General features: G+C 53.3%; 20 protein-coding genes. 13 read left to right on the plus strand and 7 right to left on the minus strand.

The genetic code is table 11. The annotated features are described in order from the left end of the window. Positions 1-52: 52 nt before the first annotated feature. The gene (locus C7433_RS20145) at positions 53-1033 is read right to left on the minus strand and encodes a Gfo/Idh/MocA family protein (protein WP_039341902.1); all 981 of its coding nucleotides are present in this window, start codon (positions 1031-1033) and stop codon (positions 53-55) included. A gap of 134 nt (positions 1034-1167) precedes the next feature. Between C7433_RS20145 and C7433_RS20150 the strand changes: the two genes are divergently transcribed. Continuing rightward, complete coding sequence (locus C7433_RS20150; RefSeq protein WP_110268777.1) at positions 1168-2856, plus strand: chloride channel protein; 1689 nt, start codon at positions 1168-1170, stop codon at positions 2854-2856. Here the strand turns inward: C7433_RS20150 and C7433_RS20155 are convergent. Continuing rightward, positions 2853-3356, minus strand: coding sequence for a M48 family metallopeptidase (locus C7433_RS20155; protein ID WP_110268778.1), 504 nt, complete (start codon positions 3354-3356; stop codon positions 2853-2855). The two genes, C7433_RS20150 and C7433_RS20155, sit on opposite strands and share 4 nt — an antisense overlap. Before the next feature lie 82 nt (positions 3357-3438). Here C7433_RS20155 and rlmG point away from each other — a divergent pair, with 82 nt between their 5' ends. Then, complete coding sequence (rlmG, locus tag C7433_RS20160) at positions 3439-4557, plus strand: 23S rRNA (guanine(1835)-N(2))-methyltransferase RlmG (RefSeq protein ID WP_033739973.1); 1119 nt, start codon at positions 3439-3441, stop codon at positions 4555-4557. On the opposite strand, the gene C7433_RS20165 is transcribed toward rlmG, so the two are convergent. Together C7433_RS20165 and C7433_RS20170 are read right to left on the minus strand one after the other, a co-directional pair. Next, the gene (locus C7433_RS20165) at positions 4558-6579 is read right to left on the minus strand and encodes an NADPH-dependent 2,4-dienoyl-CoA reductase (RefSeq protein ID WP_110268779.1); all 2022 of its coding nucleotides are present in this window, start codon (positions 6577-6579) and stop codon (positions 4558-4560) included. Between the two features lie 170 nt (positions 6580-6749). Beyond that, a complete protein-coding gene (locus tag C7433_RS20170; protein ID WP_110268780.1) occupies positions 6750-7457 on the minus strand; it encodes a polyphenol oxidase family protein in 708 nt (235 codons plus the stop codon). A 109-nt stretch (positions 7458-7566) separates the two neighbouring features. On the opposite strand from C7433_RS20170, the gene C7433_RS20175 reads away from it, so the two are divergent. The 4 genes from C7433_RS20175 to C7433_RS20190 all read left to right on the plus strand — a co-directional run bounded on the left by C7433_RS20175 (position 7567) and on the right by C7433_RS20190 (position 12740). Beyond that, positions 7567-8376 (plus strand): 5'-nucleotidase, lipoprotein e(P4) family, encoded by an 810-nt coding sequence (locus tag C7433_RS20175; RefSeq protein WP_110268781.1) that lies wholly within the window; start codon positions 7567-7569, stop codon positions 8374-8376. A 571-nt stretch (positions 8377-8947) separates the two neighbouring features. After that, a complete protein-coding gene (locus C7433_RS20180) occupies positions 8948-9580 on the plus strand; it encodes a carbonic anhydrase (protein WP_033739968.1) in 633 nt (210 codons plus the stop codon). After that, positions 9577-11052, plus strand: a complete 1476-nt coding sequence (locus tag C7433_RS20185; RefSeq protein WP_110268782.1) for a SulP family inorganic anion transporter — start codon at positions 9577-9579, stop codon at positions 11050-11052. Before C7433_RS20180 ends, C7433_RS20185 begins: the two co-directional genes overlap by 4 nt. 263 nt (positions 11053-11315) lie before the next feature. Then, positions 11316-12740 carry a GGDEF domain-containing protein gene (locus C7433_RS20190; protein ID WP_033739966.1) on the plus strand — a complete coding sequence of 475 codons (1425 nt, stop codon included), beginning with the start codon at positions 11316-11318 and terminating at the stop codon, positions 12738-12740. Between the two features lie 19 nt (positions 12741-12759). On the opposite strand, the gene ddlA is transcribed toward C7433_RS20190, so the two are convergent. Continuing rightward, on the minus strand, positions 12760-13857 hold the full coding sequence (ddlA, locus tag C7433_RS20195; RefSeq protein ID WP_110268783.1) for a D-alanine--D-alanine ligase: 1098 nt from the start codon (positions 13855-13857) through the stop codon (positions 12760-12762). 527 nt (positions 13858-14384) lie between these two features. On the opposite strand from ddlA, the gene C7433_RS20200 reads away from it, so the two are divergent. Beyond that, positions 14385-15962, plus strand: coding sequence for a diguanylate cyclase (locus tag C7433_RS20200; RefSeq protein ID WP_033740108.1), 1578 nt, complete (start codon positions 14385-14387; stop codon positions 15960-15962). A 27-nt stretch (positions 15963-15989) separates the two neighbouring features. Here the strand turns inward: C7433_RS20200 and C7433_RS20205 are convergent, their stop codons facing one another. After that, positions 15990-17771 carry a GGDEF and EAL domain-containing protein gene (locus C7433_RS20205; protein ID WP_006118233.1) on the minus strand — a complete coding sequence of 594 codons (1782 nt, stop codon included), beginning with the start codon at positions 17769-17771 and terminating at the stop codon, positions 15990-15992. Positions 17772-18113: 342 nt separating this feature from the next. Between C7433_RS20205 and C7433_RS20215 the strand changes: the two genes are divergently transcribed. The 3 genes from C7433_RS20215 to C7433_RS20225 all read left to right on the plus strand — a co-directional run bounded on the left by C7433_RS20215 (position 18114) and on the right by C7433_RS20225 (position 22646). After that, on the plus strand, positions 18114-19583 hold the full coding sequence (locus C7433_RS20215) for a methyl-accepting chemotaxis protein (protein WP_039341927.1): 1470 nt from the start codon (positions 18114-18116) through the stop codon (positions 19581-19583). Between the two features lie 392 nt (positions 19584-19975). Continuing rightward, on the plus strand, positions 19976-20215 hold the full coding sequence (locus C7433_RS20220) for a hypothetical protein (RefSeq protein WP_033739962.1): 240 nt from the start codon (positions 19976-19978) through the stop codon (positions 20213-20215). Between the two features lie 331 nt (positions 20216-20546). Continuing rightward, a complete protein-coding gene (locus C7433_RS20225; protein WP_033740106.1) occupies positions 20547-22646 on the plus strand; it encodes an EAL domain-containing protein in 2100 nt (699 codons plus the stop codon). A 607-nt stretch (positions 22647-23253) separates the two neighbouring features. Here the strand turns inward: C7433_RS20225 and C7433_RS20230 are convergent. Next, on the minus strand, positions 23254-23496 hold the full coding sequence (locus C7433_RS20230) for a biofilm development regulator YmgB/AriR family protein (RefSeq protein WP_033739960.1): 243 nt from the start codon (positions 23494-23496) through the stop codon (positions 23254-23256). A gap of 743 nt (positions 23497-24239) precedes the next feature. Between C7433_RS20230 and C7433_RS20240 the strand changes: the two genes are divergently transcribed. From C7433_RS20240 to C7433_RS20250, 3 genes are all read left to right on the plus strand, one after another. Further along, positions 24240-24545: a hypothetical protein gene (locus C7433_RS20240; RefSeq protein ID WP_033739956.1), complete on the plus strand. Its 306-nt coding sequence runs from the start codon at positions 24240-24242 to the stop codon at positions 24543-24545. 277 nt (positions 24546-24822) lie between these two features. Then, positions 24823-25062, plus strand: a complete 240-nt coding sequence (gene ycgZ, locus C7433_RS20245) for a regulatory protein YcgZ (protein WP_033739954.1) — start codon at positions 24823-24825, stop codon at positions 25060-25062. A gap of 134 nt (positions 25063-25196) precedes the next feature. Beyond that, entirely contained in the window at positions 25197-25466 is a 270-nt protein-coding gene (locus tag C7433_RS20250; protein ID WP_033739952.1) for a hypothetical protein, read from the plus strand. Positions 25467-25499 lie beyond the last annotated feature (33 nt).

The raw sequence follows: 25499 nt of genomic DNA on the forward strand, positions 1-25499 counted from the left end.
GCTGGCCGTCAGGAATCAATCGTCTGCCCGTCATATTTTGAAATATTTACATTCAGGCACTGTCGGCCGGAAAGACCACGCCGGTCTGACGTCGGATCTCGGTCAGTAATTTTGCAACGCTACGGGAAATGTCCAGCGCCGGATGGCTGACATGGCGCTGTTCTACCAGTCGTACAAAGGTTTCTGCTTCATACAGCAGGGTATTGATGTGTTGAGGCTGGCTCCAATCCTGTTTCTCCCCGACACGCGGAATAAAGGTCACAGATGGACACTCAGAAATACGTGTCACCACCAGCGATCCCGCTTCCCCCTGGATTTCACTGGCCAGTACCGAGTCGCTGACTTTTGAATGCACTATCGTGACATCAAACTCACCATAATTCAGATTCACTGTGCCGTGGCCGTCCACGCCACTTTCCAGCAGGGTGGCCGAGGCAAGCACCTGCCGGGGCTCGCCCCACAGCGTGACGGCGACCGCCAGGCAATAGTAGCCGATATCCATGATGGATCCGTTGGACCAGCGAGGATCAAAGGTGTTGGGATGTTCGCCGTTCAGGTAACGCGGATAACGGGACGAGTACTGACAATAGTTCAGCAGCGCTTTGCGCACTGTGCCAAGCGCAGGCAGCCCTTGTTGGAGTTGAATAAAGTTGGGTAAGCTGGCGGTCTTGAAGGCTTCGAACAGCACCACCTGATACTGGCGGGCGCAGGCGATCATGGCTTCGACCTCGTGCAGATTCGAGGCCAGCGGTTTCTCACAAATGACGTGCTTGCCCTGCGACATAAACAGCATGGCCTGCTGACAATGCAGGGCATTGGGACTGGCGATATAGACGGCGTCGATATCAGGACAGGCGGCCATGGCCGCCAGCGACGTAAAGCGCTGGTCGCAAGGATAGTCATGGCAGAATGCCGCCGCCTGCTCCCGGGTACGTGAATAGACGGCACACAGCCTCATCTTGCCGGTTTCGTGTGCCGCCTCGATGAACTGACGCGTTATCCAGTTCGTTCCCACAATGGCAAAGCGAATCACAGTGATCTCCTGCGCAGGTAAAAGTGCAGAGTAGCATCTGGCATCCGGCAGGCAACATCAGACGTTGATCCTGAGATCGCCATTCCAATACTATGTCTGAATACCGCACGTTAAGCACAAGACGGGGAGCGCAGGTGAAAGGAAGCAAACACGCATTAAACTGGACCACATTAGTGATTGCCGTGCCGGTGGGCTGTGCCGCCTCGTTAGTTACTTTGCTGTTCCGCGAAACGATTGAGTTCATCAATTATCTGCTGTTTGGCCGCAGCAACGACATCACCGAATCCATCCATCTCTGGCCCATGCTGTTCTGGCCCGTTCTGGTCGGCGTGGGCGGTCTGCTGGCCGGTTTCTTCCTGCGCTACGCGGTCGCGATAGAGCGGCAGCAAACCGTCAAGACCGACTATCTCGAAGTCATTAATGCCCGCCTTGACGCCGTGCCGACGAAAACCTCCCTTTTCCGGGCGCTGTCTTCGGTTGCCAGTATTGGCAGCGGCGCGTCAATCGGTAAAGAAGGCCCAATGGTTCAACTGGCCGCGCTCTGTGGCAGCATGATCGGCCGCCTGTTGCCGCCTGGCGTGCAGTTAAAAAACAGCGACGTCGTCGCCATGGCCGCCGCAGCTGGTCTTTCCTCGGTCTACCATGCGCCGCTGGCATCGGCCATTTTCGTGGCAGAGATCGCGTTTGGTATCTCCGCCCTGCAACGCCTGATTCCGCTGGTGGTCTCCTCCGCTGTTGCGGTCATGACCATGTGGGCGCTGGGCTTTCGTAATGCGCTTTATCCGCTGGCCGAGGTGAGTTTCACGATGGATGTCAGCAGCCTGCTGATTACCGTCCTGATTGGCTTACTGTCCGGGCTGGCCGGTTTGCTCCTGATTCGCCTGATCGCCCGTGCTAAAACGCTGTTCAGTCGGGTTCGGTCCTTACCGCTACGTCTTGGGGCGGGTGGCTTTGCCGTGGGCCTGCTGGCGCTGGTCTCGACCGATATCCTGGGGAACGGCTATGAAGTCATTGTAAAGGTGATGGCAGGGCATTATGTGTTATCAGGTTTACTGCTGCTGCTGGTCTTAAAAACGCTCGCGACCAGCCTCTCGGTAGGCTCCAATGCGGTAGGCGGGTTGTTTACACCGTCCTTGCTGATCGGGGCGCTGCTGGGTATGGTCATCGCGTTATGTGGGGTTGCCCTGCATCTTCCCCTGAATAATGTCCTGCTGTTCGCCGCTGTTGGCATGGCGGCCGTCCTGGCGGCCGTCAGTCAGGCGCCGTTAATGGCCATGTTAATGGTGCTGGAAATGACGCTCAACAGCAGCCTGCTGTTTCCGGTGATGATAGCGTCCGTTCTGGCGACAATGGTGGTCTACCGCCTGCAAATGGCCAGTACTTATCCCGTCGTGACGCACCATTTCAACCGTTCTGAAGCCAAATATGACTTCGATAATATGCGCATCAGCGAACTGATCATTCCGGGGGCGGCCCTGCAACCTGAGGCCTCGGTTGGGGAAGCACTGGCGGTGAGTTCGCTTAAGCGTGAGCGCTATGTGTACGTCATCAATGCGCAGGGCGCGTTTCTGGGCGTGGTTTCCATTCACGAAATATCCCGCCGGGTGCTGGCGCAGGAGATTAATCTGGACTCGCCGGTGCAGTGCGTGATGGATGAGGATTTCCCGGTGGCCTATCAAAACCAAAGCCTGCGGGAAGGATGGGAAGCTTTTGCAGCCGTCACGCTGGAACGTCTGCCTGTCCTGAATAATCCCCAGGAGCGCCGTTTTTTAGGCGCGCTGACCAAAACCAGCCTGATTCAGAAAGCGCAGGAGTTTCTCTAAGCCGCATTGCCCTGCAAAGCCTGTTCTGTCATCCACAGGCGGGCGTCGAATTCGAGCTGGTGATAGTCCGGTTCCATATGGCAGCACAGCTGATAAAACGCCTTGTCGTGATTTTCCTCTTTCAGGTGCGCCAGCTCATGTACCACGATCATGCGTAAAAAAGGCTCAGGCGCCTGGCGGAAAAACGTGGAAATACGAATCTCCGCTTTGGCCTTCAGGTTGCCGCCCTGCACACGGGAAATGGCCGTGTGCAGGCCCAGCGCGTGCTTCATCACCTTGATTTTGTTATCCCAAATCACCTTATTGATGGGCGGCGCGTTGCGCATGAAGCGGTTTTTCAGTGCCAGCGTAAAGTCATACAGCGCCTTATCACTCATCACATCGTGTCTGTCGGGATAGCGCTGTTGCAGCACCGGGCCCAGACGCTGGCGATCGATGAGCGTTTGCACCTGTTCAAGGATGGACTCAGGATAACCCTGAAGATAGATCAGTGAGGACATTAGAGATTCCCGGCGAAAGACAGTATACTGCGCCCCCTTTTTGGGGCGAAAATCAACCAAAGTGTACCACGCCGGAGAATTCATGAGCCAACTTGAACTGAACGATCGCACACTGATCCTGCACCGTTTCCCGCAGATGCGTGACGAAAGTCCGTTACAAGCCTGGGATGCCGCTGATGAATATCTCCTGCAGCAAAGCCTGCCGCCTGGTCCAGCGTTAATCTTTAACGACAGCTTTGGGGCGTTAACCTGCGCACTGAACACCCGTCCGCTGTGGCATATCAGTGACTCCTGGCTGAGTCAGCAGGCCACGCGTCAGAACCTGCGCCTGAATGCGCTGGACGACAGCGATGTCCAGTTCCTTGACAGCCTGGCACCGTTGCCGGCCGCACCGGCACTGGTCTTGATCAAAATTCCTAAAACCCTGGCGTTGCTGGAGCAGCAACTGCGCGCAGTGCGTCAGGTTATCACGCCAGAGACCGTGATAATGGCGGCGGGGCGTGCGAAAGAGATTCATACCTCCACTCTGCAATTGTTTGAGCAAATCATTGGTGAGACCAAAACCTCACTGGCCGTCAAAAAAGCGCGCGTGATTTACAGCCAGTTCACCCAGCCTGCGCTGCGCGAAAAATCGCCTACCCAGGTCTGGTCGCTGGACGGTACGCCTTATCAGATCCATAACCACGCCAACGTCTTTTCCCGCTCTTCACTGGATATTGGCGCGCGCTTGTTCATGCAGCACCTGCCGGAAAATATTGAAGGCGAGATTGTCGATCTGGGCTGTGGCAACGGCGTGATTGGCTTGATGGCGCTGGCACAAAATCCCGAGGCGGAGGTGCATTTTCTTGATGAGTCATACATGGCGGTGGCGTCCAGCCGGTTAAACGTAGAGATCAACCGCCCGGACGATCTGTCACGCTGTCAGTTCCGGGTCAATAATGTCCTGAGCGGTTATCCTTCCGATACGCTGCATGCGGTCTTGTGTAATCCGCCGTTCCACCAGCAGCACGCGGTGACCGATCACCTGGCCTGGCAGATGTTCCGTGACGCAAAGCGCTGCCTGCAATACGGCGGGGAGCTGCGCATTGTCGGCAACCGTCACCTGGATTATCACCACAAGCTGAAGAAGCTCTTTGGCAACTGCACCCTGGTTGCCTCCAACAAAAAATTTGTGGTGCTGCGTGCAGTGAAAATGCGTTAACTACAGCGTTAACGCCAGCGCGGTGGCCTGGGCTATCGCCCGACGGGCATCCAGCTCCTGCGCGACGTCGGCCCCGCCAATCACCTGCACGGGTTTACCGTTTGCCCGCAGCGCCGCTTCCAGCTCGCGTTGCGGCTCCTGACCGGCACAAATAATCACGTTGTCGACCGGCAGGAGCAGGCGCTCGCCGTCGCGCCGGATATGCAGCCCTTCATCATCAATCGCCAGATACTCAATCCCGCCCCACATTTCAACTCCCCGTGACTGGAGACTGCTGCGATGGATCCAGCCGGTCGTTTTCGCCAGCGTGGCACCGGGCTTGCCGGGCTTGCGCTGAAGCAGCCAGATTTGACGCGGTGAAGGCTGTGGCGCGGGCGCAATCACGCCGCCGCGCTGCGTCAGGCTCTGATCGATGCCCCATTCGCGATAAAAATCCCCGGTGGTTTCGTTTGCGGGCGGTTCAGACAGATATTCAGCCGTATCAAACCCGATCCCGCCCGCGCCAATAATCGCCACGCGTGCACCAACCGGACGCTTATCCGCCAGCACGGCCAGATAGCTCAGGACTTTGGGATGATCAATACCGGGGATATCTGGCGTACGCGGTTTAATGCCGGTCGCCAGGATGACTTCATCGGCGTCTGCCAGCAGGGGAGCGGTGACCCGACAGCCTGTTTTGATTACCACGCCCGCCGCCGGCAAACGATGGCGAAAATAGCGCAGGGTTTCGCGGAATTCCTCTTTCCCTGGGATCTGTCGGGCGATATTGAACTGTCCGCCGATCTCATCGGCCGCCTCATAAAGGGTGACCTGGTGGCCGCGTTCAGCCGCCTGTAAGGCAAACGCCATACCTGCCGGACCGGCCCCTACAACCGCCAGCCGTTTGGGCATGTGCGCCGGTGTCACCGGCATGAGGGATTCGTGGCAGGCACGCGGGTTGACCAGACAGGCGGTGACGTGACCGGCAAAGATCTGATCCAGACAGGCCTGATTACAGGCGATACAGGTGTTGATACTGTCGTCATCCCCCCGTTGCGCCTTGCTGACAAACGCGGCATCGGCCAGGAACGGTCGGGCCATGGAAACCATGTCCGCACAGCCATCCTGCAAAAGCTGTTCTGCCACCTGTGGATGGTTGATTCGATTCGTTGCCACCACGGGCACGGCAACGTGTTGGCGCAAGCGGCGCGTGACCCACGCGAAGGCGGCGCGGGGCACGCAGGTCGCAATGGTCGGAATGCGAGCTTCGTGCCAGCCAATGCCGGTGTTAAACAGCGTCACGCCACAGCGTTCCAGCGCTGTTGCCAGTCGTAGCGTTTCGTCCAGCGTACTGCCTTGCTCAATTAGGTCCAGCATCGACAAGCGGAAGATAATGATAAAACGGTCGCCGGTGGCCTGACGGACCGCGCGGGTGACCGCTAAAGCAAACTGCATGCGCCCGGTAAAATCGCCGCCCCAGCGGTCCTGACGCTGGTTGGTGTGCGGTACCAGAAACTGATTAATCAGGTACCCTTCGGAGCCCATGATTTCTACGCCGTCGTAGCCCGCTTTTTGCGCCAGACGGGCACAGTGCGCGAAGTCGGCAATGGTCTGCTCAACCTCGGCGTCGCTCAGTTCCCGCGGCGTAAAACGGTTAATGGGGGCCTGTATTGCAGAGGGCGCAACCAGATCGCGCTGAAAACTGTAACGGCCGGTATGCAAAATCTGCAGCGCGATTTTTCCCCCGTGCTGATGCACGGCGGCGGTGATTTGCCGGTGCCAGTCACACTGTGAATCCTGGTTCAGCACCGCACCGTGTGCGGCGGTCACGCCCTGAGGATTGGGCGACACGCCGCCCGTCACGATCAGCGCCACGCCTTCCCGTGCCCGTTCGCCATAGAATGCCGCCAGCCTGGCCGCGCCATCTTCACGCTCTTCCAGACCGGTGTGCATAGATCCCATCAAAAAGCGGTTTCTGAGCTGAGTAAACCCCAGATCAAGGGGCGTAAACAACGCCGGGTAGGATGAGGGCAGCACAGTCATAATCACTCACAGATAAAGTGGTCGGATGAGTTAGCTTTAACCATTTTTCTGTTAAAAAAAAGTGAAATGGCATCAGGCTGTGAGAAACATCATAAAAGCGGCCTTAGCCGCCACATAAAACGGCCAGGCCGGGGAAATGCAGGGGAAGGCCAGCGGATGTGCGCGCAACCTCAGCGGCGGCGAATCCAGGAATAGCGAGAACGATAGCCACTGCCGTGATGCGTGTTGAAACGGTAGCTGGAGCCCGCCTCGGTAGTGCAATAGGTGCACTGGTGGACAGGGTCAATGTTTTCTGCCGGAATGCCTGCTTTTATCAGCATTTGCGTCGCCAGATACGGTAGATCAAACCAGACACCGCCACGGGTAGCAACGGCCTGGGGGCGCTGAGCGCCGGGATTGTGGGGCTGCGCCGCATAATAGCGCAGTGGCAATGGCATGTCGGGCATCTGTTCAATCTCTGCCAGACGTTGACGATCCAGCTCAAAACAGCAGGGAGCCAGCGCCGGGCCAATCGCCACCGTCAGGCTCGCTGGCGTGGCACCGCGTTCGCAAAGATGCGCTACCGCCCGATACAGCACGCCAGCCAGGGTCCCCTGCAGACTAGCATGAACAGCGGCAACCTGTTTCTGCTGGCTGTCGGCAAACAGCACCGGTAAACAGTCGGCCGTGTAAACCGCGACGGGGCGGTGGCCGGTGGCGATCACGCCATCTGCATCACCGCTTTTGGGTGGAATAGTGTGAGTGTCGGTTAACACGACGGCGCTGTGACGCTGATGGGCATAGGCGGCATCATCAGGAGGCGGTTCGCCTGCGGGCTGAAACGCATAATCGACCCAGTCAAGTGCATCAAGCAACGGCGAACGCGGTGTAGCGGACATCTTCATCTCCTGTTGAAACAGCGTGTAATGTTGCTGCCCTCAGCTTACGTTAACTGCTACATTTTTGAAGCGTTACCCACTTAAATCTTTCACACCTTAGGATAAAACGATGAAACATTCAGTGAATTTCGCGCTGTCGGCGGTGGTTGCGCTGGCACTGGCAGGTTGCGCGCAACCTGCCCGACAGCAGGCACAGCAGCAACTGGGGCAACAAACGGTCCTGGCCCTGAACTGGTTCCAGCAGTCCGGCGAATATCAGGCGCTCTGCTGGCAGGCATTCAACAGCGCCCGTCTGGCCTTTGATCAATCGGCTTCGCTGGTGGGCAAGCCTAAAGCGGTCATTGTCGATTTAGATGAAACTATGCTGGACAACAGTGCCTATAGCGCGTGGCAGGTGAAGAATGGCCAGCCTTTCAGCGACAAAACCTGGTCAGCCTGGACACAGGCGCGGCAGGCAAAAGCGGTTCCCGGCGCGGTGGAATTCGCCCGCTACGTCAACAGCCATGGCGGCACCGTTTTTTACGTCTCCAATCGCGATCAAAAAGACTATGCCGCCACGGTGGCCAACCTGCAGCAGCTTGGCTTCAGCGGAGTCAGTGAGAAAACGGTCAGCCTGAAAACCGACTCCTCAAACAAGCAGGCGCGTTTCGATGCCATTAAAAATGCGGGCTACAATGTCGTTTTATATATCGGTGACAACCTGAATGATTTTGGCGGCGCAACCTGGCATCAGGGTAACGCGCAGCGTCGGGCATTTGTCGACAATAATCACGCGCTTTTCGGTACGCAATTTATTGTTTTACCCAATCCATTGTATGGCGACTGGGAAAGCGGCATGGCGGAAAATTACAATAAGCTGACACCACAACAACAGCTTTCCGTTCGTGAGGCGCGCCTCAACGCCTGGAACGGTAAATAAAATGTCAATATGAAGCGCCTGCACTGGGCGGGCGCCTTCACGTTGGCTCAAATATTTACTTACATCCGTCACTATTTTCACGCAAATTAAATTAACTATCTCTCGCTTTAATTTACCCCTTCATTAAGACGGATTCACTGCCTGCATTAAATAAAGGCGGTTAATCGTGCTATTTATAAATTCTGCATTTAAGACTAATCCTGGTCTGTGGCGTCGCTGTTATTTTAATTACTTAGTTCGCTATGAAAGTTTTGTATTTATTTGTCAATCTATAAATCATGACTTTAATTTTATGTGTCTGATTTTAAATGAATAAAATTAAAATAACTGCAAAATTTGGTGGTATGACCTCTTAATCTTATTTACGTTTTGATGACGTTAGTTGAATAAAGTCTTACACAGGCAGGCAGTATTTTGGCGCGTGTAATATTCCAGGTGCATTGAAAATGATAAGCGGCTATAACCTTTTAATGTGATGGAGTTCAGGTTTCATTAGCCCCTCGCCCAAATAAGGTGAGCGGGTTCACTCCGTGGTTCGCCTGGAAATGATATTCCCGGTAGTTAAGAGAAGATGATTGTGACGACACTTAAACCCTTATTAGCGAAAAATCGCAGTTGGGCCTTACAGCGCCGCCAACGTAACCCCGCCTATTTTGAAAAATCGCTCTATCAGCAAAAACCGCATTCATTATGGATTGGCTGCTCAGACAGTCGGGTACCGGCGGAGGTGTTAACGGGTTCCCATCCTGGCGAGCTGTTTGTTCATCGTAATATCGCCAATATGGTCGTGGCGGAAGACGACAATCTGCTGAGTGTTCTGCAATATGCCGTCTTCTTTCTTGGCGTGAAGCGCATTGTATTAAGCGGTCACTATGGTTGCGGCGGCGTTCAGGCGGCTCTGAATCTGCCTGGCAGTCCGTTAGCGACGGAGGATTCTGCACTGGCGCGTCGTATTACCTGTTTGCGCGACGGCCTGGCAAGCCATCTTGGCGACCCGACGGCGCAGGAAACAGAGGGTGAGAAACTGAACCGTCTGGTGGAGGCAAACGTGCGGGTGCAGTTTGCCAGGCTGGTGGCTTCCGACCCTGTCCGTCAGGCCTGGCAATCTGGTCAGGAACTGGATGTGTTTGGCTGTGTTTACGACCTGCAATCGGGTCATCTTAAAGAGTTGATTCAGCAATCTGCAGAGGAGTCTTCACCATGAATCTGGATACGTTACGCCGCGATGTGCCGGCAGGGCTGGTTGTGTTTCTGGTCGCACTCCCGCTCTGCCTCGGTATTGCTCAGGCCAGCGGTTTACCGCCTTTTGCCGGCTTACTGACCGGTGTGATTGGCGGGATAATCGTGACATCACTCAGTCCGTCACGCTTCGCCGTCAGCGGTCCTGCGGCAGGACTGGTCACTATCGTGGTCGCCTCGATGGCCACGCTGGGAAGTTTTTCCGCGTTTCTCACTGCGCTGATCATCGCCGGGCTTTTACAGTGCCTGTTTGGTCTGCTGCGCGCTGGCCGTTTTATTGCACTCGTGCCCGGTAGCGTGATTAAAGGTATGCTGGCGGCGATTGGCCTGCTGCTGATCATGCAGCAAATACCGGTGGCGCTAGGAGCCGGCGGCAGCGTAAAACTGGTGTCGCTGGTAAACGGTGAAATGACCTTTTCGCTCTCGGCGCTGTTGGTGTCGTTGGTGGGCTTGTTCATTTTGTTTGCGTGGACAACCGGCCCCATCAAGCGCATCAAGGCGATAGCCTGGATCCCGGGTCCGCTCTTTGCGGTTCTGTTTGGCTGTGGGGTGACAGTATTGGGGGCGCGACTGTTCCCGTCACTCACCGACGCCTTACCGCGTATTTCACTGCCCGCTTTTGACAGCGTTTCGGCGATGATAGCCGAACTTGAAACGCCGGACTGGATGGCCTGGCAAAATCCGCAGGTGTGGGTTGTCGCGGTGACGCTGGCGCTGGTGGCCAGTCTGGAAACGCTCCTGAGCCAGGAAGCCCTGAAAAAGCTACGTCCGCAAAATCCTGCGCCATCGCCCAACAGAGAAATGTTTGCTCAGGGCATTGGTAACATAACGGCGGGCTTCTTTGGTGCAATGCCTATCACGGCGGTTATTGTTCGCAGCTCAGCAAACGTCAACGCAGGCGCACAAACCAAACTGTCCATTTTGCTTCATGGAGTGATGTTGCTGATTTGCGGTATGTGGTTTAGTGAGATGCTGAATGCCATTCCGCTTGCCAGTCTGGCTGCGGTCCTGCTCTATACCGGTTATAAGCTGGCTGCACCGCGACTGTTTATCGAACAGTTTCGTATGGGCGCACAGCAGTACGTCCCGTTCCTGGCGACGATTATCGGAATTATCACGTTGGGAATGCTGGTGGGAATCGGCATAGGTATTGCCACTCAAATTATCTACAGCATCTACAAGAGTCATCGCAACGCCTTGCAGCTTACGCGCTATGACGACCACTATGTGCTGCGTTTTCAGCAAAATTTGACGTTTTTGCACAACCCTAAACTTCAGGGCCTGCTGGAAAAAATTCCCGAAAATAGCGTGGTAATTGTTGATAACGATAATGCAGAATACATCGATCCGGATGTAAAAGCCGTGTTGAAAGATTTTGGTGAAAATGCTGATAAACGAAACATACGCCTGAGTCAGTGGCCGGTGGCGGTGAAATAACCAGACATCGGTATTCTGGAATTTACAGCAGAAAAATCGGATATCTCGGATATCCGATTTTTTTATTTGTAAGACATAATAGGCAGGGATGTCTGCCAGCCCATTCGTTACCGGTAACCTGTTTCAATACCCTGACGTTCGCCTGTTTACTGTTGTTTTTCTCTGAATGGCGCAGACACGAATCAGGCTTTAATGATGATGATAACGCCACATACTTTGTGGGCGGCGAGATAGTGAGCCTCTTTGTGACAAGGTCCGGACGTATGCGCGCTAAGCTGTTTGAAGAGCATAATGCTAAAAAGAGTGCCTTCTGGCTGTTTATGATTACGCTGATGTTTTGTTTCGTTGGCGGTCATCTGCGCATTCCCCACGATTTATCCCTGTTCTGGCCGGTAAACGTGTTTATTGCCGGTATGATGCTGCGTTATCCCTTTCTTCACCGAACCCGTTTTTATCTTATTTGCTTTAGTGCGATGGTATTTAACGATACGGTCTTTTCGGGCTGGACGTTACCGGCATTTACGCTCAATGTCGCCAATATTCTGTTTATCCTGATATGCGTACTAGTGATGGGAAAACAGTATCAGCATGATTCCAGCAGTGAACGCATCTCGAATGCCTTACGGATCTTCCCCGCCTGCCTGCTGGCGGCGTTCGGTTGCGCCACCTGGGGCGCACTGGCACAGGTAGGCAGTGTCAATGCCGCGTTCGCCGATGCCTGGATGAACTGGTTCAGCGAACAGTTTTCGACCGGCTTAATGCTGTTGCCGTTTCTGTTGACCCCAAACTGGCGCGTGATGTTCTCAGGGCTACGGGTAAAGGTGGGGACGATTCTGCCGCTTATCGCCGTGGGGCTGTCCTTAACGACGGGTGCCTTAATGGGCGGCGCAGGCAGCCTGACGCTGCCGGTGCCGGCGTTAATCTGGTGCGCCATTGTCTTGCCCATCCCGCTCACCAGCCTGGTGACACTGATAACCGGCATCAGCCAGATCATTTTGGTTTCCCATGGCGTCATGCATATCCAGGGCGATTCAAGCCTGCTGCCCATCAGTCATCTGACGTCAGCGCGACTGGGCGTGGCTACGCTTGCCATCAGTCCTCTGATTGTGGCGGTCAGCGTGGATGCTATCCGTCAGCTCAATGAGCGGCTGGCTCTGCGCGCCGATTACGATTTTCTTACCCAGTTATTATCGCGATCCGGCCTGTATGAAAGACTGCGTAACGAGCCCAGCTATGCGCAACGTCAGGTCGGCGTGATCCTGCTGGATGTGGATTACTTTAAATCAGTCAACGACAATTTCGGCCATGATGCGGGCGACAGCGTGCTGGAAGAGATTGCCCGCCGCATTTCGCCGCTGGTTGGCAGCAAAGGGCACATTTGCCGTTTTGGCGGAGAAGAATTTGTGGTGGTGCAGTTCGATCTGTCTCCAGAGAAAATCTATTCGCTGGCGGAGGGGATTCGGCAGAGCATTGTCCGCGAGAAATTTGTGCTGCAGGGCAATGCCGTCACGGTCACGGTGAGCCTGGGCCTGGCAAACGGCGAAGCCCAACCGGGTACGGCCTGGGCTGAGACGATTAACAACCTGATCTCCGCAGCCGACAAAAATCTCTATATTTCCAAGCGAAATGGCCGCAATCAGACATCGCCGGGCAAAGCCCATAATGAAATGACCAGCGACGTTGCCTGAGCAGGTCGCTGGACGCACATTAATGAATACTGGTTTTCAGCAGGGCGCTCTGTTGATGGCGTGCGATAGCCAGTTCAATCAGTCGGGTAATCAGGTCCTGATAGCTCAGGCCCGCCGCCTGCCACAGTTTGGGATACATGCTGATATTGGTGAAACCGGGTAGTGTATTCACTTCGTTGATCACGATTTCGCCTTCCTCGGTATAAAACACGTCGACACGCGCCATGCCAAAGCATTCCAGTGTGGTAAATGCCTTAATCGCTACCTGGCGAATCGCCGCATCGACGTCCATTGGGATGGCGGCAGGAATCACCGTTTGTGCGCCGGTTTCGCTGATGTACTTTGTGTCGTAGGAATAGAAACCTTCTTTCACCACCACTTCGCCACATGGGCTGGCCTGTGGCTCTTCGTTACCCAGCACCGCACATTCGATCTCCCGGCCTTTAATGGCTTTTTCAATCAGGGCCTTACGATCGAACGTAAATGCCATTTCCAGCGCGGGCAGGAGCGCTGCGGCATGGGTCACTTTACTTACGCCCACCGAGGAGCCCTGATTGGCAGGCTTAACAAACAACGGCAGGCCGAAGCGGGCGATGACGGCTTCGGTGTCCAGTTGGTTCAGTTGTGAAGACGTGACGCTCAGCCAGGGGGCAACCTGCAAGCCGGCATCGCGTAACAGGCGCTTGGTGAAATCCTTGTCCATGCTGACCGCCGACCCCAGCACATCCGACCCGACAAAGGGCAGCGACGCCATGCGCAGTAACCCCTGCAACGCGCCATCTTCGCCTTGCGTACCGTGAACCACCGGAAAAATGACATCCAGCTGTGACAGGGAATGCGCATCGTCACGGGCAATGAGTGCCTGCTCAGGTTCGCCGGGAATCAGGGCAATCTGTTTTGCCGTGCGATTGAGGGCAATCAGTGACGGATTTTCTGCATTCAGCAGGAAGCTGGAGGCGTCATTGAGGTGCCATTGTCCTTGTTTGTCGATACCCAGTAGCACGACCTCAAACCGGGTCTTATCAATGGCATCAACGATATTTTTTGCTGACTGCAACGACACTTCATGTTCTGAAGATTTCCCGCCAAAGACGATGCCAACCCGCTGTTTTTTCATCAAAGGTATCCACATAAACGCAAATCACTACCATAGCATGCGCATTGTCATAAAAAATAGCCGGATGAACGAGAGCGCCTTCTGTTGTGCGTCGTGATTAGCACGCCGGGCAAGGTCGGAGAGAAAGGGGGGAAGACACGCGATTCAGAACGCTTGCAACGCTTCATTACTTCGCAAGGAGTAGCGCCTGAATTTCTTTCAGCGTACTCCTCAACACGGGGTTAACGAACTGACGTATATTTAAGAAAGAATCTACCATCGAATAACTGGATTATTTTGTTTAAGGCAAAATAATTAACTACTCTTATAGCGGTATTGCGTGCGGGGCCACTATGATTGATGCCAGCTCAGATGACGCCTCAACACGGTGAGAATCTGCACACAGGTAAAAAAGTGTCGCTTGCTGCCTGCGGATGAATACTGCCACTCATTCAGTACTGTAGAGAACAAAAGTGACGTTTATTCTGCCCTTTGTCTGGCTGATTAGCGTTTACTATCTGCATAATTTATTCTCAGCACATCCCGTTATGTATCGCAGAAAAATCCATCTTCGAACGTTACTCACCGCGTTATCGATAGGAAGTGTCATTGTGACTTCCGGCTTGCTGCTGGGCGCGCTGTTTCTTTTTCAAAAAAGTAATATTGAAGAGTCGCTGCTGGACAGCAATATTGCCTATGCCCGTAAGCTGGCCGACACCACCGATCATTATCTTGCCATTGCCCAACGTGAACTGGCCTGGAGCGCCGGTCAGATCGCTGACCTGAATAACGTTCAACTGTTACATCGCGAAACTACGCGCCTGTTACAACAGTCAGGTTTTTTCAACTCGGTAGTCGTGCTGGATAACCATTCCATTATCGCCTCCATCTCGCCTGAAAGCCTGTCTCTGCTGGGTGTTAAGGTGGACACCGCTGAAACGGAACAGGCGAATAAGCTACAAAAACCGTTTATTTCTTCGCCTTTTATCTCACCCTCGGGCAACTATGTGGTCTTTATCTCGCATCCCCTGTTTGCGCATGACGGTCATTATCTCGGCTTTATTGGGGGAACGATTTACCTGAAAAAACAGAGTATGTTGAGTGACATCCTGAGCCAGCATTATTACGGTGATGGCACATCGGTCAGTATTGTCAGTGATGATGGCACGATTATTTTCAGTCAGGATCCGACGCGTGTCGGGACGCGCATGGCGTTAAGTCAGCCGTTACAGAAACGCCTGGCGGCCACGATGAGCGGCCAGTTTATGATTCAGGACGCGGGCAAAAAGTACCTTATCGGTTACGCCAGCCTGCAAAAAACGGACTGGAATATCTTTATGTCCGGTACCTCAGAAACGGTAAATGGCCTGATGATGCATACGGCCAGAAATGCCTTCTGGTTTATTCTGATCATCATCGTCCTGACTGCAACCTGCATGGCCTTTTTGGCGTCCCGCATCTCTTATCCGCTGGAAAAACTGGCAGGCATGGTGCGTGACGGGGGAAGTGAGGCCAGCCCGGATCCGCTGTCATCCGTTAACACCTGGTACAACGAAGCTGACAGATTAAGAGAAGCGGTTCAGCATCACCGGCGTGCGGTCGCAGGGCATGTTGCGGACCTGAACGATAAAGCCATGACCGATCCGCTGACCGGATTAAATAATCGTCGCGGTTTCTATGCACAGGCGGCTCAGCACCGCGAGGAGCCTGTGCAGAGTGCGATTGCCATCGATATCGATCACTTTAAAATCATCAACGATCGCTATGGACACGATGCTGGCGACAAAGTCCTGGTGAGCCTGGCGGGTTTGTTAAGAAAGCGCTGCCGTACGCTGGATGTAATCAGCCGGTTCGGCGGCGAAGAGTTTGTGCTGCTGCTGCCGGGCACCTCTATGGGCGACGCGGCCGCAATGGCAGAACGCATCCGTGAGGCCGTCAGTCATACGGTGTTCCCGTTTATCAACAGCATGACGGTTTCCCTCGGCGTCGCTACCTTAAACGGTTTGGGCGACGACGCCTCACTACTCAGGCGGGCAGATGAAGCGTTGTATGCGGCAAAAGACGAAGGCCGTAACTGCGTCATGGTGAACCATGAGGGGAACATTTCTCGCTATCCTGCCAGGTAACGCCGTGGGCGTGAACCCAACGGCGTCTTAACACATTTCGCGGAGTTTCCAGTGCAGCCAGTGGTCCAGTTCGCTGTCTGCCAGGGGACGGGAATAGAAAAAACCCTGGGCCTGATCGCAGCCATATTCCGTTAACGCTTCCACGGTATCGACACATTCCACGCCTTCGGCCAGTACCACATAATCCAGCTCTTTCAGCATGGTAATAATATTACGAGCAATAATGCGTGAGGCCATATCGGATGAAAGCTCACTAATTAGCGAACGGTCCAGCTTGATCACATCCAGCGGCATCCGGCGCAGATAACTGATATTGCTGTAGCCGGTACCAAAATCATCAAGAGAAATGCCAAAGCCGCGCAGTTTCAGCATCTCAAGCCCCCGCATGGACGAGGGGCTCTCAACAATGCGCTCCGTTTCCAGACACTCGATTCCCAGCAGGGAGGTAGGGAGTTTTGCCTTAAGCATTTTCTCTTCCAGGCTATCCGCAAAACCGTCAAGCGAGAAATCGCGCTCACTCACATTAATCGTAACAGGCAACTGAATACAGCTGTTGCGCAGGCGCTTCAGGCGGGCGATAACGTTGTCAATCACCCATGATGTCAGGGCAGTAAGGGTTTCGGTCTGCTCGGCAAGCGGGATGAAAGTGGCCGGTGAGAGTTCGCCTCGTTCAGGATGATGCCATCGAATCAGGGCTTCAAGCCCGATGGGTTTACCGCTTTGCAGGCAAATTTTAGGCTGATAAACCAGATAAAGGCCCACATCTTCGCGCAGCGCGCGCGCCAGATCGTTGATTAACGTGAAATCCTGCGTACGTCTGATATCCGTGGCTTCACTAAAGCGTAAAGAGGGTAAACCGCGCCCAATGGCCTCGTGCAAGGCGCTGACCGCCTGGCGCAGGGTTTCATGGGGCGGGAAAATACCGGAGACGAAATCGACCTCGCCGGTGTGGGTGCTGAGCCCCACTGACAGGCCTTCACCCAGGTCGGCGCTGATGCCTTCCATCTGACAGGCGACCCAGTGCGCACTGATGCGGCTGTCCGCACGCGTCAGCACCGCAAAACGCCCGGTGGCAACAGTATAAATAATGTCACTGGCCGCAGGACGCAGCCGAAGGGGCAAAAGGGTAGCGACATCCTTGAGCAGGCTTTCAACGGGCCCCATGCCCATCGACCGGGCCAGTTCATAGGCGCGCGGCATATCAATACAGTCAATCAGGACCAGGCGGCGTAAGGTTGTATCGCCTGCTGCCGATAAATAATGCATGTCACGAATCAGGCGCTGGCGGTTGGGCAGCCCGGTCACCGGGTCGACAAAGCCCGCAGAATGCCAGGCCTCCAGAAACGACATCACTAATGATGACAGTAACTGAAGCGTCGTAATTTGTGAGGCGCTGAAGGGGTGCGGTTGAACATCCGTGACGCACAGCGTACCCAGGTTTATGCCATCACGGTTTTTCAGTGGGACGCCCGCATAAAACCGAATAAAGGGCGCCCCAACGATCAGGGGATGGGCCGCAAAGCGGCTGTCGAGATAGGTATCAGGCACGACGACGGCGGTGTCACCATCTACCGCATAGCGACAAAGTGAATCCTCCCGGGATGAACGTTCCAGCTTAAAATTGTGTGAGGCACGCACATACTGAAACTCATCATCAATGATAGAAATAAAACTGCCGGGAATGTTCAGTGCCTGACTGGCCAGTCTGACAAATTTTCTCAGTATGTCATCCCGACTTTCATCAGGATGACGAAGTGCCTCAAGGGCACGGATGCGGCGTTCAGGATCGCCGTCGAGACTCATAAGCATGTGTGTCCTCCGCTCCGTACTGATAACGGCGCGAAATTAAAAAGAAAAAGTGTCGGATAGAAGCACCGCAACGCTGGCCAAAGGGCGCGAAAGGAAAAACAGGAAATAATTTTATTTTCACTAAATAATAGGCGTGTTCTGGGTTTATGTCTCTTTTTATTTTCTTTAATAAATTTCTTAGTTATGAACGATGCACACATTTAATCAATTTTTACGTTTTATTTTTTCATTAACACTGCCACAATTATTTTTATAAAGAGTAGCGCGCTATTGTTTTGCCCGCAACTATTAGGCATGAATATTTTTATTGACGTTTTTACACAGCCACACCGGGGAAATACTATGAATATTCTAAAAAATTTTACGATAAGACGTGTCGTCTTATGGATACTCATTATCGCCGTGATCGTCATTGCGCTTGCGGGTGCCTATGGTTCGGTGATTCTCAAAGACATTAATCGGGAAGTTACACGCAGTAACAGCCTGACAGAGCAGCTTATTTTCCTCAATCGTGCCAGTTTGCAGATGCAGGAGAATGCGACAGCGAATCGTGCTGCGCTGGCGGCAGACGTGCCTGCGGGTGATGAGTGGCAGCGCTACCGTGCCGCGCTGACCAGCGCGCCACAGGATTATCCTGCGGCTGCGCAGGAAAGACTCCGTGCTCTGACGCAGCAGATTTCCAGCAATAACGCGCCGCTGAGCGTAGAGCATCAGAGACTGGTAGAACTCTTTTTGATTACGTTGGCTGCGGTCACGGGGCTGCTTTTCTTTTGTGACCGCTATCTGGTTGTCCATCTTGTTCGCCCCGTAGCAAAACTGCGTAATCACTTCCGCATCATTGCTGACGGCGATCTGACCCAGGAACCCGAAGATCTTGGTCGGAATTGTGTCGGGCAAATGGTGCCGTTACTTAAAGAAATGCAACAAAGTTTGCTGAAGACCGTTCTGGCGATTCGCGACAATGCATCCGTGTTACGGGATGAGGCCAGCGATATCGCTAAAGGCAATGCCGATCTGTCGAACAGGACGGCGACTCAGGCAGCTGCGCTGGAAGAAACGGCGGCCAGCATGGAGCAGTTAACCGCGACCGTGCGCTATAACGCAGAAAACAGCCGTGAAGCGCGCGCGCTGTCAGGCATCACTGCGCAAACCACTCAGCAGGGCGAACAACTGGTGAAAACGGTGGTTGGCGCGATGGAAGGCCTGTCTGTGGGCGCAGAAAAAATACGTCAGTTTACGGCTACCATTAATGGTATTGCGTTCCAGACCAATATTCTGGCGCTCAATGCCGCCGTCGAGGCGGCGCGCGCCGGAGAGCAGGGGCGCGGTTTTGCTGTAGTGGCCAGCGAAGTACGCTCTCTGGCGCAACGCAGTGCCGAAGCGGCGAAAGAGATTGAAGGATTAATTGCGGATACGGTCGCCGGTATCAGTCAAGGACGTGATGCGGCCAACACGGCGGGCAGCACGATGGAAGAGGTGCTACGTAACGTCGGCAGCGTGAACGACCTGATTGGTCAGATTGCTCTGGCTTCCGAAGAACAGAGTAAAGGTATTTCTCAGGTCACACTCGCCGTAGCGGAAATTGACCGGGTTACGCAGCAAAACAGCAGTCTGGTGCAGACTATCTCAGCCTCTGCGGAAAGCATGAGCAGCCAGACTGAGACACTGACCAGCGTCATTACACGGTTTACACTGCCCGTGACAACCTCGTCTGTTGTCCGTTCAGCCAGCCATAAGGCCACGCAACCTCTTCGTCCTTCGGTCTCTGTGGCGACAAAAGATGATGCGGCCTGGATTGCGTTTGGCAAATAAAGATATATAAGCCAGCCGGTGGTCTGTTTTCAATTGAAAATAACCACTGTGGTTTTCATGCCCCCGCCTTATGGCGGGGGAATTTATTGTTGAACGTCCTGTTTTAAATTTATATTTCCTTACATCTTACGTTACGAAATAAACTCAAATTATTGGTTTTTTTAAAAGTCATGCCGTTTCGCTTAAGGGAAAGTGATATAAGTTGATCAAAGCATAGATTCGGACCCATAAAATTCCTGCCAGAACGGCCTTCCCTTGATTGACATTTCCCCTGTTAAGATTAAGTATTCTTATGAAATGTGTGCTGCGGCGGTGGCTGATGACCGTGTGAGAGAACCGATACGGGCTGCGCTAAGGCACTGTTACCCTAAGTCAACAACAGGGAGCCTGGTTTGGGAAATTCAATCGTCCGACGGCCCGTGCCCGTCCAGAATAACGTCCGGGAGCTGCGTATTGCGGCAGGTCTGTCACAGGAGGGCGCAGCCGAACGCTTTGATCTCAGCTTACGCGCCTGGCAGACAAAAGAAGCCACGGCGAAAGTCGCGTTACTGAGTCAGGGCGAGTATGAATTGCTGCTGCTGTTAGCAGGCAAGCATCCCTATTATGAACTGGTGCCACAGTCCAAAAAATAGCGATTTTTACCGTTTTACACAGATAAGCAGCCTCAGACTATGAAGTTCATCTCTGAGAGGACGATAACAGTAAAAACGGGGTCGAAGTTAAAGGCGATCCCGTGATCAGAGCAGATGACTGAGATTGGGATTTTTGCTGTACAGGCGGGCCTTTGTTGCGGTTTCAGGTTGGCAGATGACGTTTACCTGGTTCTGTCTGATTGCAGGCGTCCTCTTTTTACTGTGAGATGCCCGGCCACAGTATACGACCTCAGGAGGACATACTCTGAAGCACTCAACCGAAAACGGCGCTGAAGAAGCGCGCTTGCGTGCGCTGGCCCAGTATCACCTGATGGACACGCCGCCGAATGAAGCGTTCGATCGCCTGACGATTCTGGCCGCGCGACTGTTTAGCGTGCCGGTGGCGTTTGTGTCGCTGATTGATGAAAAACGCCAGTTTTTCAAGTCTCGCTATGGTCTGCAGATTACTGAAACCTCGCGGAGCGTGGCGTTCTGCCATCATACGCTTGAGAGTGACTCGATTCTTTGTGTGCCTGACGCGCTCAACGATCCCCGCTTCTGTAACAGCCCGCTGGTGCTGGGTTATCCCTATATTCGATTCTATGCTGGCGTCCCGCTGATTACGCCCGACGGGCACAGAATTGGGACATTATGTCTGACCGATAATCATCCCCGCCCTGCAATGAGCCCAACGGATCGTCAGAACCTGACCGATCTGGCTGCGCTGGTGATGGACCGCATGGAGGTTCATCGTATGGAGGTGCTGCGCCACGCGAGTCAGCAGCGGCTTGAAGCCATATCGGTCACCTCACCTGATGCTATTATTTGTACCGATCTGAATCGCGGGATTACATTCTGGAACCCTGCCGCGACCAACATGTTTGGCTATGACGCCAGCGAAATGATGGGAAAATATGTCGCCGGACTGATCCCGGAACGCTGCCAGACCGACTACCGCAACGAACTTGATCGGCTTGAGCATGACGATGACGCGATCGCAGTCCCTCGTACTCTGCAGATTTGGGGGAAACGCTGCAACGGTGAAGAGTTTCCGGCAGAAGTTTCTTTCTCGGGCTGGCGCGAAGGGGAGGAACGCTATGTCGGCATGATTATCCGTGATGTTACGCTGCGTTATGAAAGCGAGGCGCGACTGTGTGAGCTGGCGTCACTGGATATGCTGACGCGTCTTGCCAGCCGCAGTGCGTTTATGACCCAACTCAGTAAGCTGACGGAATCCGGCGTACCTTATACCTTGCTGATGACGGATTTAGACAGTTTTAAAGAGGTGAACGATACACTAGGCCATGCCGCAGGCGATGCCTTGCTGTGCCATGTGGCTGAGCAGATTCGCGCGGTTTGTACCCATGCGATTGCGGCAGCCCGACTTGGCGGCGATGAGTTTATTGTCCTGCTACCCAATGGTTGCGATGAGGCCATGGGGATAGCGCACATACTCACTGCGGCCATCCAGATGCCATTTGATTACATGGGATCGGTGCTGACGGTGGGAGCCAGCACCGGTGTGGCCTGTTTTCCCTTACATGGCACCGACACGTCATCGGTCATGTCAGCCGCCGATTTAGCGCTGTACCGCGCCAAAGCGCGCGGGAAAGGCCAGTCTGTTCTCTTTCAGCCTGAATTTCGTGAGGCGGAACAGGGACGACGCCGTTTTGAGCGTGAACTGGAAGCTGCGGTACGTCAGCATCAGTTCGTTCTGCATTACCAGCCGCGTTTTAATGGGGCCGATGGGACATTGATTGGCTGCGAAGCACTGGTGCGCTGGATGCATCCCGCGCGTGGCATCCTTTTTCCCGCTGAGTTTATTGATATGCTGATTAAAAGTCCGCTGTCAGTCAAACTTGGGGAGTGGATCATTCAGTCCGCTGTCAGTCAAATTAAGCAGTGGCGGCGTCAACACGCTGCCTTGCGTGTCAGTATTAATCTGTTCCCACGTCAGTTGCTGGAAACGGGCCTGGCCGATGTTATCCGTCACTGTGCCGGGGAAGATGCAGGCTTTATCGAACTGGAAATCGATGAACCGCTGCTTACCGACGCCGATGAGATAAAATTACAGGTTCTGGATGCGGTTAAAAATACGGGGGCCTTATTTATCATCGACCATTTTGGTCGCAGCCTGGCCTCGCTCAGCCTGTTGCAGCATCGCTGTGTTGCCGGCCTCAAGATAGATAAATCGCTGACGGGCCAACTTGAGCAGAGCAATAAAGCCCGACTGCTGTTTAACGCGATTGCTTCGTTAGGCAAAAATATGGGCATCACGGTCGCGGCTGAAGGCATTGAGAACCGTGCACAGCATGAATTCATTTGTGCTGCGGCATGTGACATTTTACAGGGCAAACAGATGGGGGCACCCGTCAGCGCGCCTCGCTTCGAAAAGCTTTATGTTACGCCGCTCAATTGCCCCCAACCCTGATTTGCTGTTCTTCCGGCGTTAACGCTCAGGGTCCTGAGCGTTAACGAAGATGACGCTGTCCTGACCGATGAGGCAGAAAAAACGGCACCGCGAGGGTGCCGAAATGAGCAACGTTTGTCAGGACAATCATTGTGATAATCAACTCACACTAAGATTATCGGCCCTGTGCCAGGAAGATTGAGCGAACCGATGACACGTTTGTGAAAACGTGACGCGACGCAGGTTTTAAGCGGTCTGAGGGCATTTATCCGCAAAAAAAGAGAGAGGCATTTCAGGTATAGAGAAAATTTGTTTGATCCCGGGTGGCGACAATCCAAAGCGTGAACTAGTGTAATAACGCTGTTTGGAAGTCATTTAGGATTTCCCTGAGAACTCCGGCCCGGCCCTTTAACGAGGTTCGGGCATTTTTTTGCACTTTAAACAGCGCCTTGCCTCTCTGTTACACGTTCAACGCGTCAGGGAAGGCCGTAAATCTGCCTGCAGGCCAGCGCTGACGGAAGCCCGTTTTCTGTGCATAACGACAGAGGACAGAGTAAGAGAAGGAAGGGCATTAACGTCAGCGTGGTAATGGTGAGTCGAGAGGCAGGTAAGCAGGCGCGTGTAACGTTTATTGCCTGAAGAGCAGCGTCAGAAGTTCACGATAATGTGACGCATCGTCCTCATTCGTTGCCGTTTCAAGACAACCAATCAGCTTCAGACAGATGATGCGTCGACTCACAGGCTTATTTTCCCGAAGAATTTCGACTGCGATCCTGCCAAGTGTTTCAAGTTGATGTGGGTGATCAATCTGGCTGAAATAATGGGCCAGATTGCTGGTTTTTCCTGAGGGCGGCAAACCGTCCTGGCGCATAGTGTTCCTTGAAGCTGAGTAGGAGTATTTGTGCGCAAGTTAACCGATCCTGGGGGCCGCTGTACAGAAGTATTACCGATTACTGGCGAGAGAAAGGTTGCCAGCCGTCTGGCTTAGATCTGGCAGGGTAAAGCGGCGATATGTAAGGCGGGCACTGGCGCTTCAGAGCTGGCTGACAGCGGCGACTGGCTTCCCATTGTGCGTGAATATTTCAGTCTGTGATAAGAGCATAAACGCCGCTAAATGATCAGGCACAGGCATGGCGCACGTTAATAATAACGTTTTAGTGCGAAGCATTACCGAAGAGAATAACATCATCATTAGCAGGGTTTTATTCATGGGGCGTAAACAGTCGCCAGGAAGTATAACCATCAGCGCCACAACAAAAAATATTAATACTGCTCTTACAAAATGCTGAACGATAATATCTCGACGTTGACGGATATCTGTCTTTACGTGCCTTTGAAAATACACGCATAACGCCGGGCCAGGCCTGGCAAGGCCTGCAGGTGTTGTCAGGCGTACTATAGATATATTCAGAATAGTCTTTATCAGACAGCATTCAGGCCAGGAATTTAATAAAATTATTGCAATTCATTAAGTTAAAACAGGCATTTCAAAAGTATCATTTTTATCACTTCAGGCTACTATTCTTTCGGCAGAAAAAGGCTTTTGTCATCTGTTTGATTATTACTAGAATGTGAAAAACAATAGTGATTAATTGCCCGATTGAGGAACGTAAAGTGTTATTTCACGACGATGAGAAAAGTCATGTCATTCTTGGCGAAGCGGTGGTCAATCTTGCCCTTGGTGAGAAAGAAATTAGTATTGATACACTCATTGCGGAGCTCAATATGATGGCCGAGTCAGAAACCTGTGATAACAGATTAGCCGACATTTTTTCGGCGCGACGCTGGCTAAAGCAGTTCAGACCTTCACCCGTCAGGAGGGATTCCGGCCTGCGCTGGTTAATGACAGCCAGTCAGGAAGGAAAAACAGATGAAAATGTTATTCGTCTTAATCCGGAAGAGGATGACGACCGTGCATAGCCAAACGTTGGCAAGTTAGTCAAGAAAAGGTAATCAATGACCTCTCTGCCTCTGCTTTACCGCCTCGCCTCTGCCCTGTGGTGTAATCGCAACGCTGTAAGACGGTTAGCGATCTGATACTTACGCAAGTGACTGTTAAGTATGATATAGCACTTTATGCACAATAACCCTGCCAGCCAGTTAAGAGAATTCCTGTACAATTTTCCAGATGTTGTATAAGTTTAGTGAACATTGCGTTGACTAACGTTTATACTATTTCTCATTTGGGAGATTCATGATGCGTCAGAACGAAAATACGTCCAATACGGTTCACGATATTGCCCGTTACTTTGGCAACGACACGCTCCCTTCCGAAAAAGCGACGCTGGGTCAGGTCATCGTGGAGATCCTTCATGCAGGCAAAAGCCTTAACCGTAAGGCCATTTGTAGCGCGCTGATTCGTCGACTGAGTCAGTCGGCCAGTCCGCTTGAAGAGCAACATTATCAGAAACTGATCAGTATGCTTTTTGACCGCTGAACGCTGCGACGCACACGTGCATTCACGTCCCGCAGCAGTAATCTGATTGGTCAAATAAGCAGGTCACCAGAGGCCTGAGCATTTGAGGCTGGTTTGCCCGGTTACAGGGGCACAATGTCATCAGGAATGCGGGTATGCAAAAAGATAAACAAGAGAAACTTATTGAAATTGTCATGGGCGAGGCGATTACCGCGTTGCTTGACAGCAATGACACCATCAGTGGTGCGACACTGGCAAACAGACTTAAGATCATGCTCCGGGATGAAACTCACGACGAGCGGCACGAGGCTATTGAAATGGCGCTCACGGAAGTTCGCAACGAGTTTGCCTCCGCACGTGACCCGATTGATGCCACCGTACTGGCATTTGGTCAGAGCATTCCGGACAACAGTCGTAAGCACTAAGTCTGGGCGGCCTTCAGGGCGATGCATGCAGGG

The sequence above is a fragment of the Pantoea sp. PNA 03-3 genome (assembly GCF_003201175.1).
Taxonomy (GTDB): Bacteria; Pseudomonadota; Gammaproteobacteria; order Enterobacterales; family Enterobacteriaceae; genus Pantoea; species Pantoea stewartii.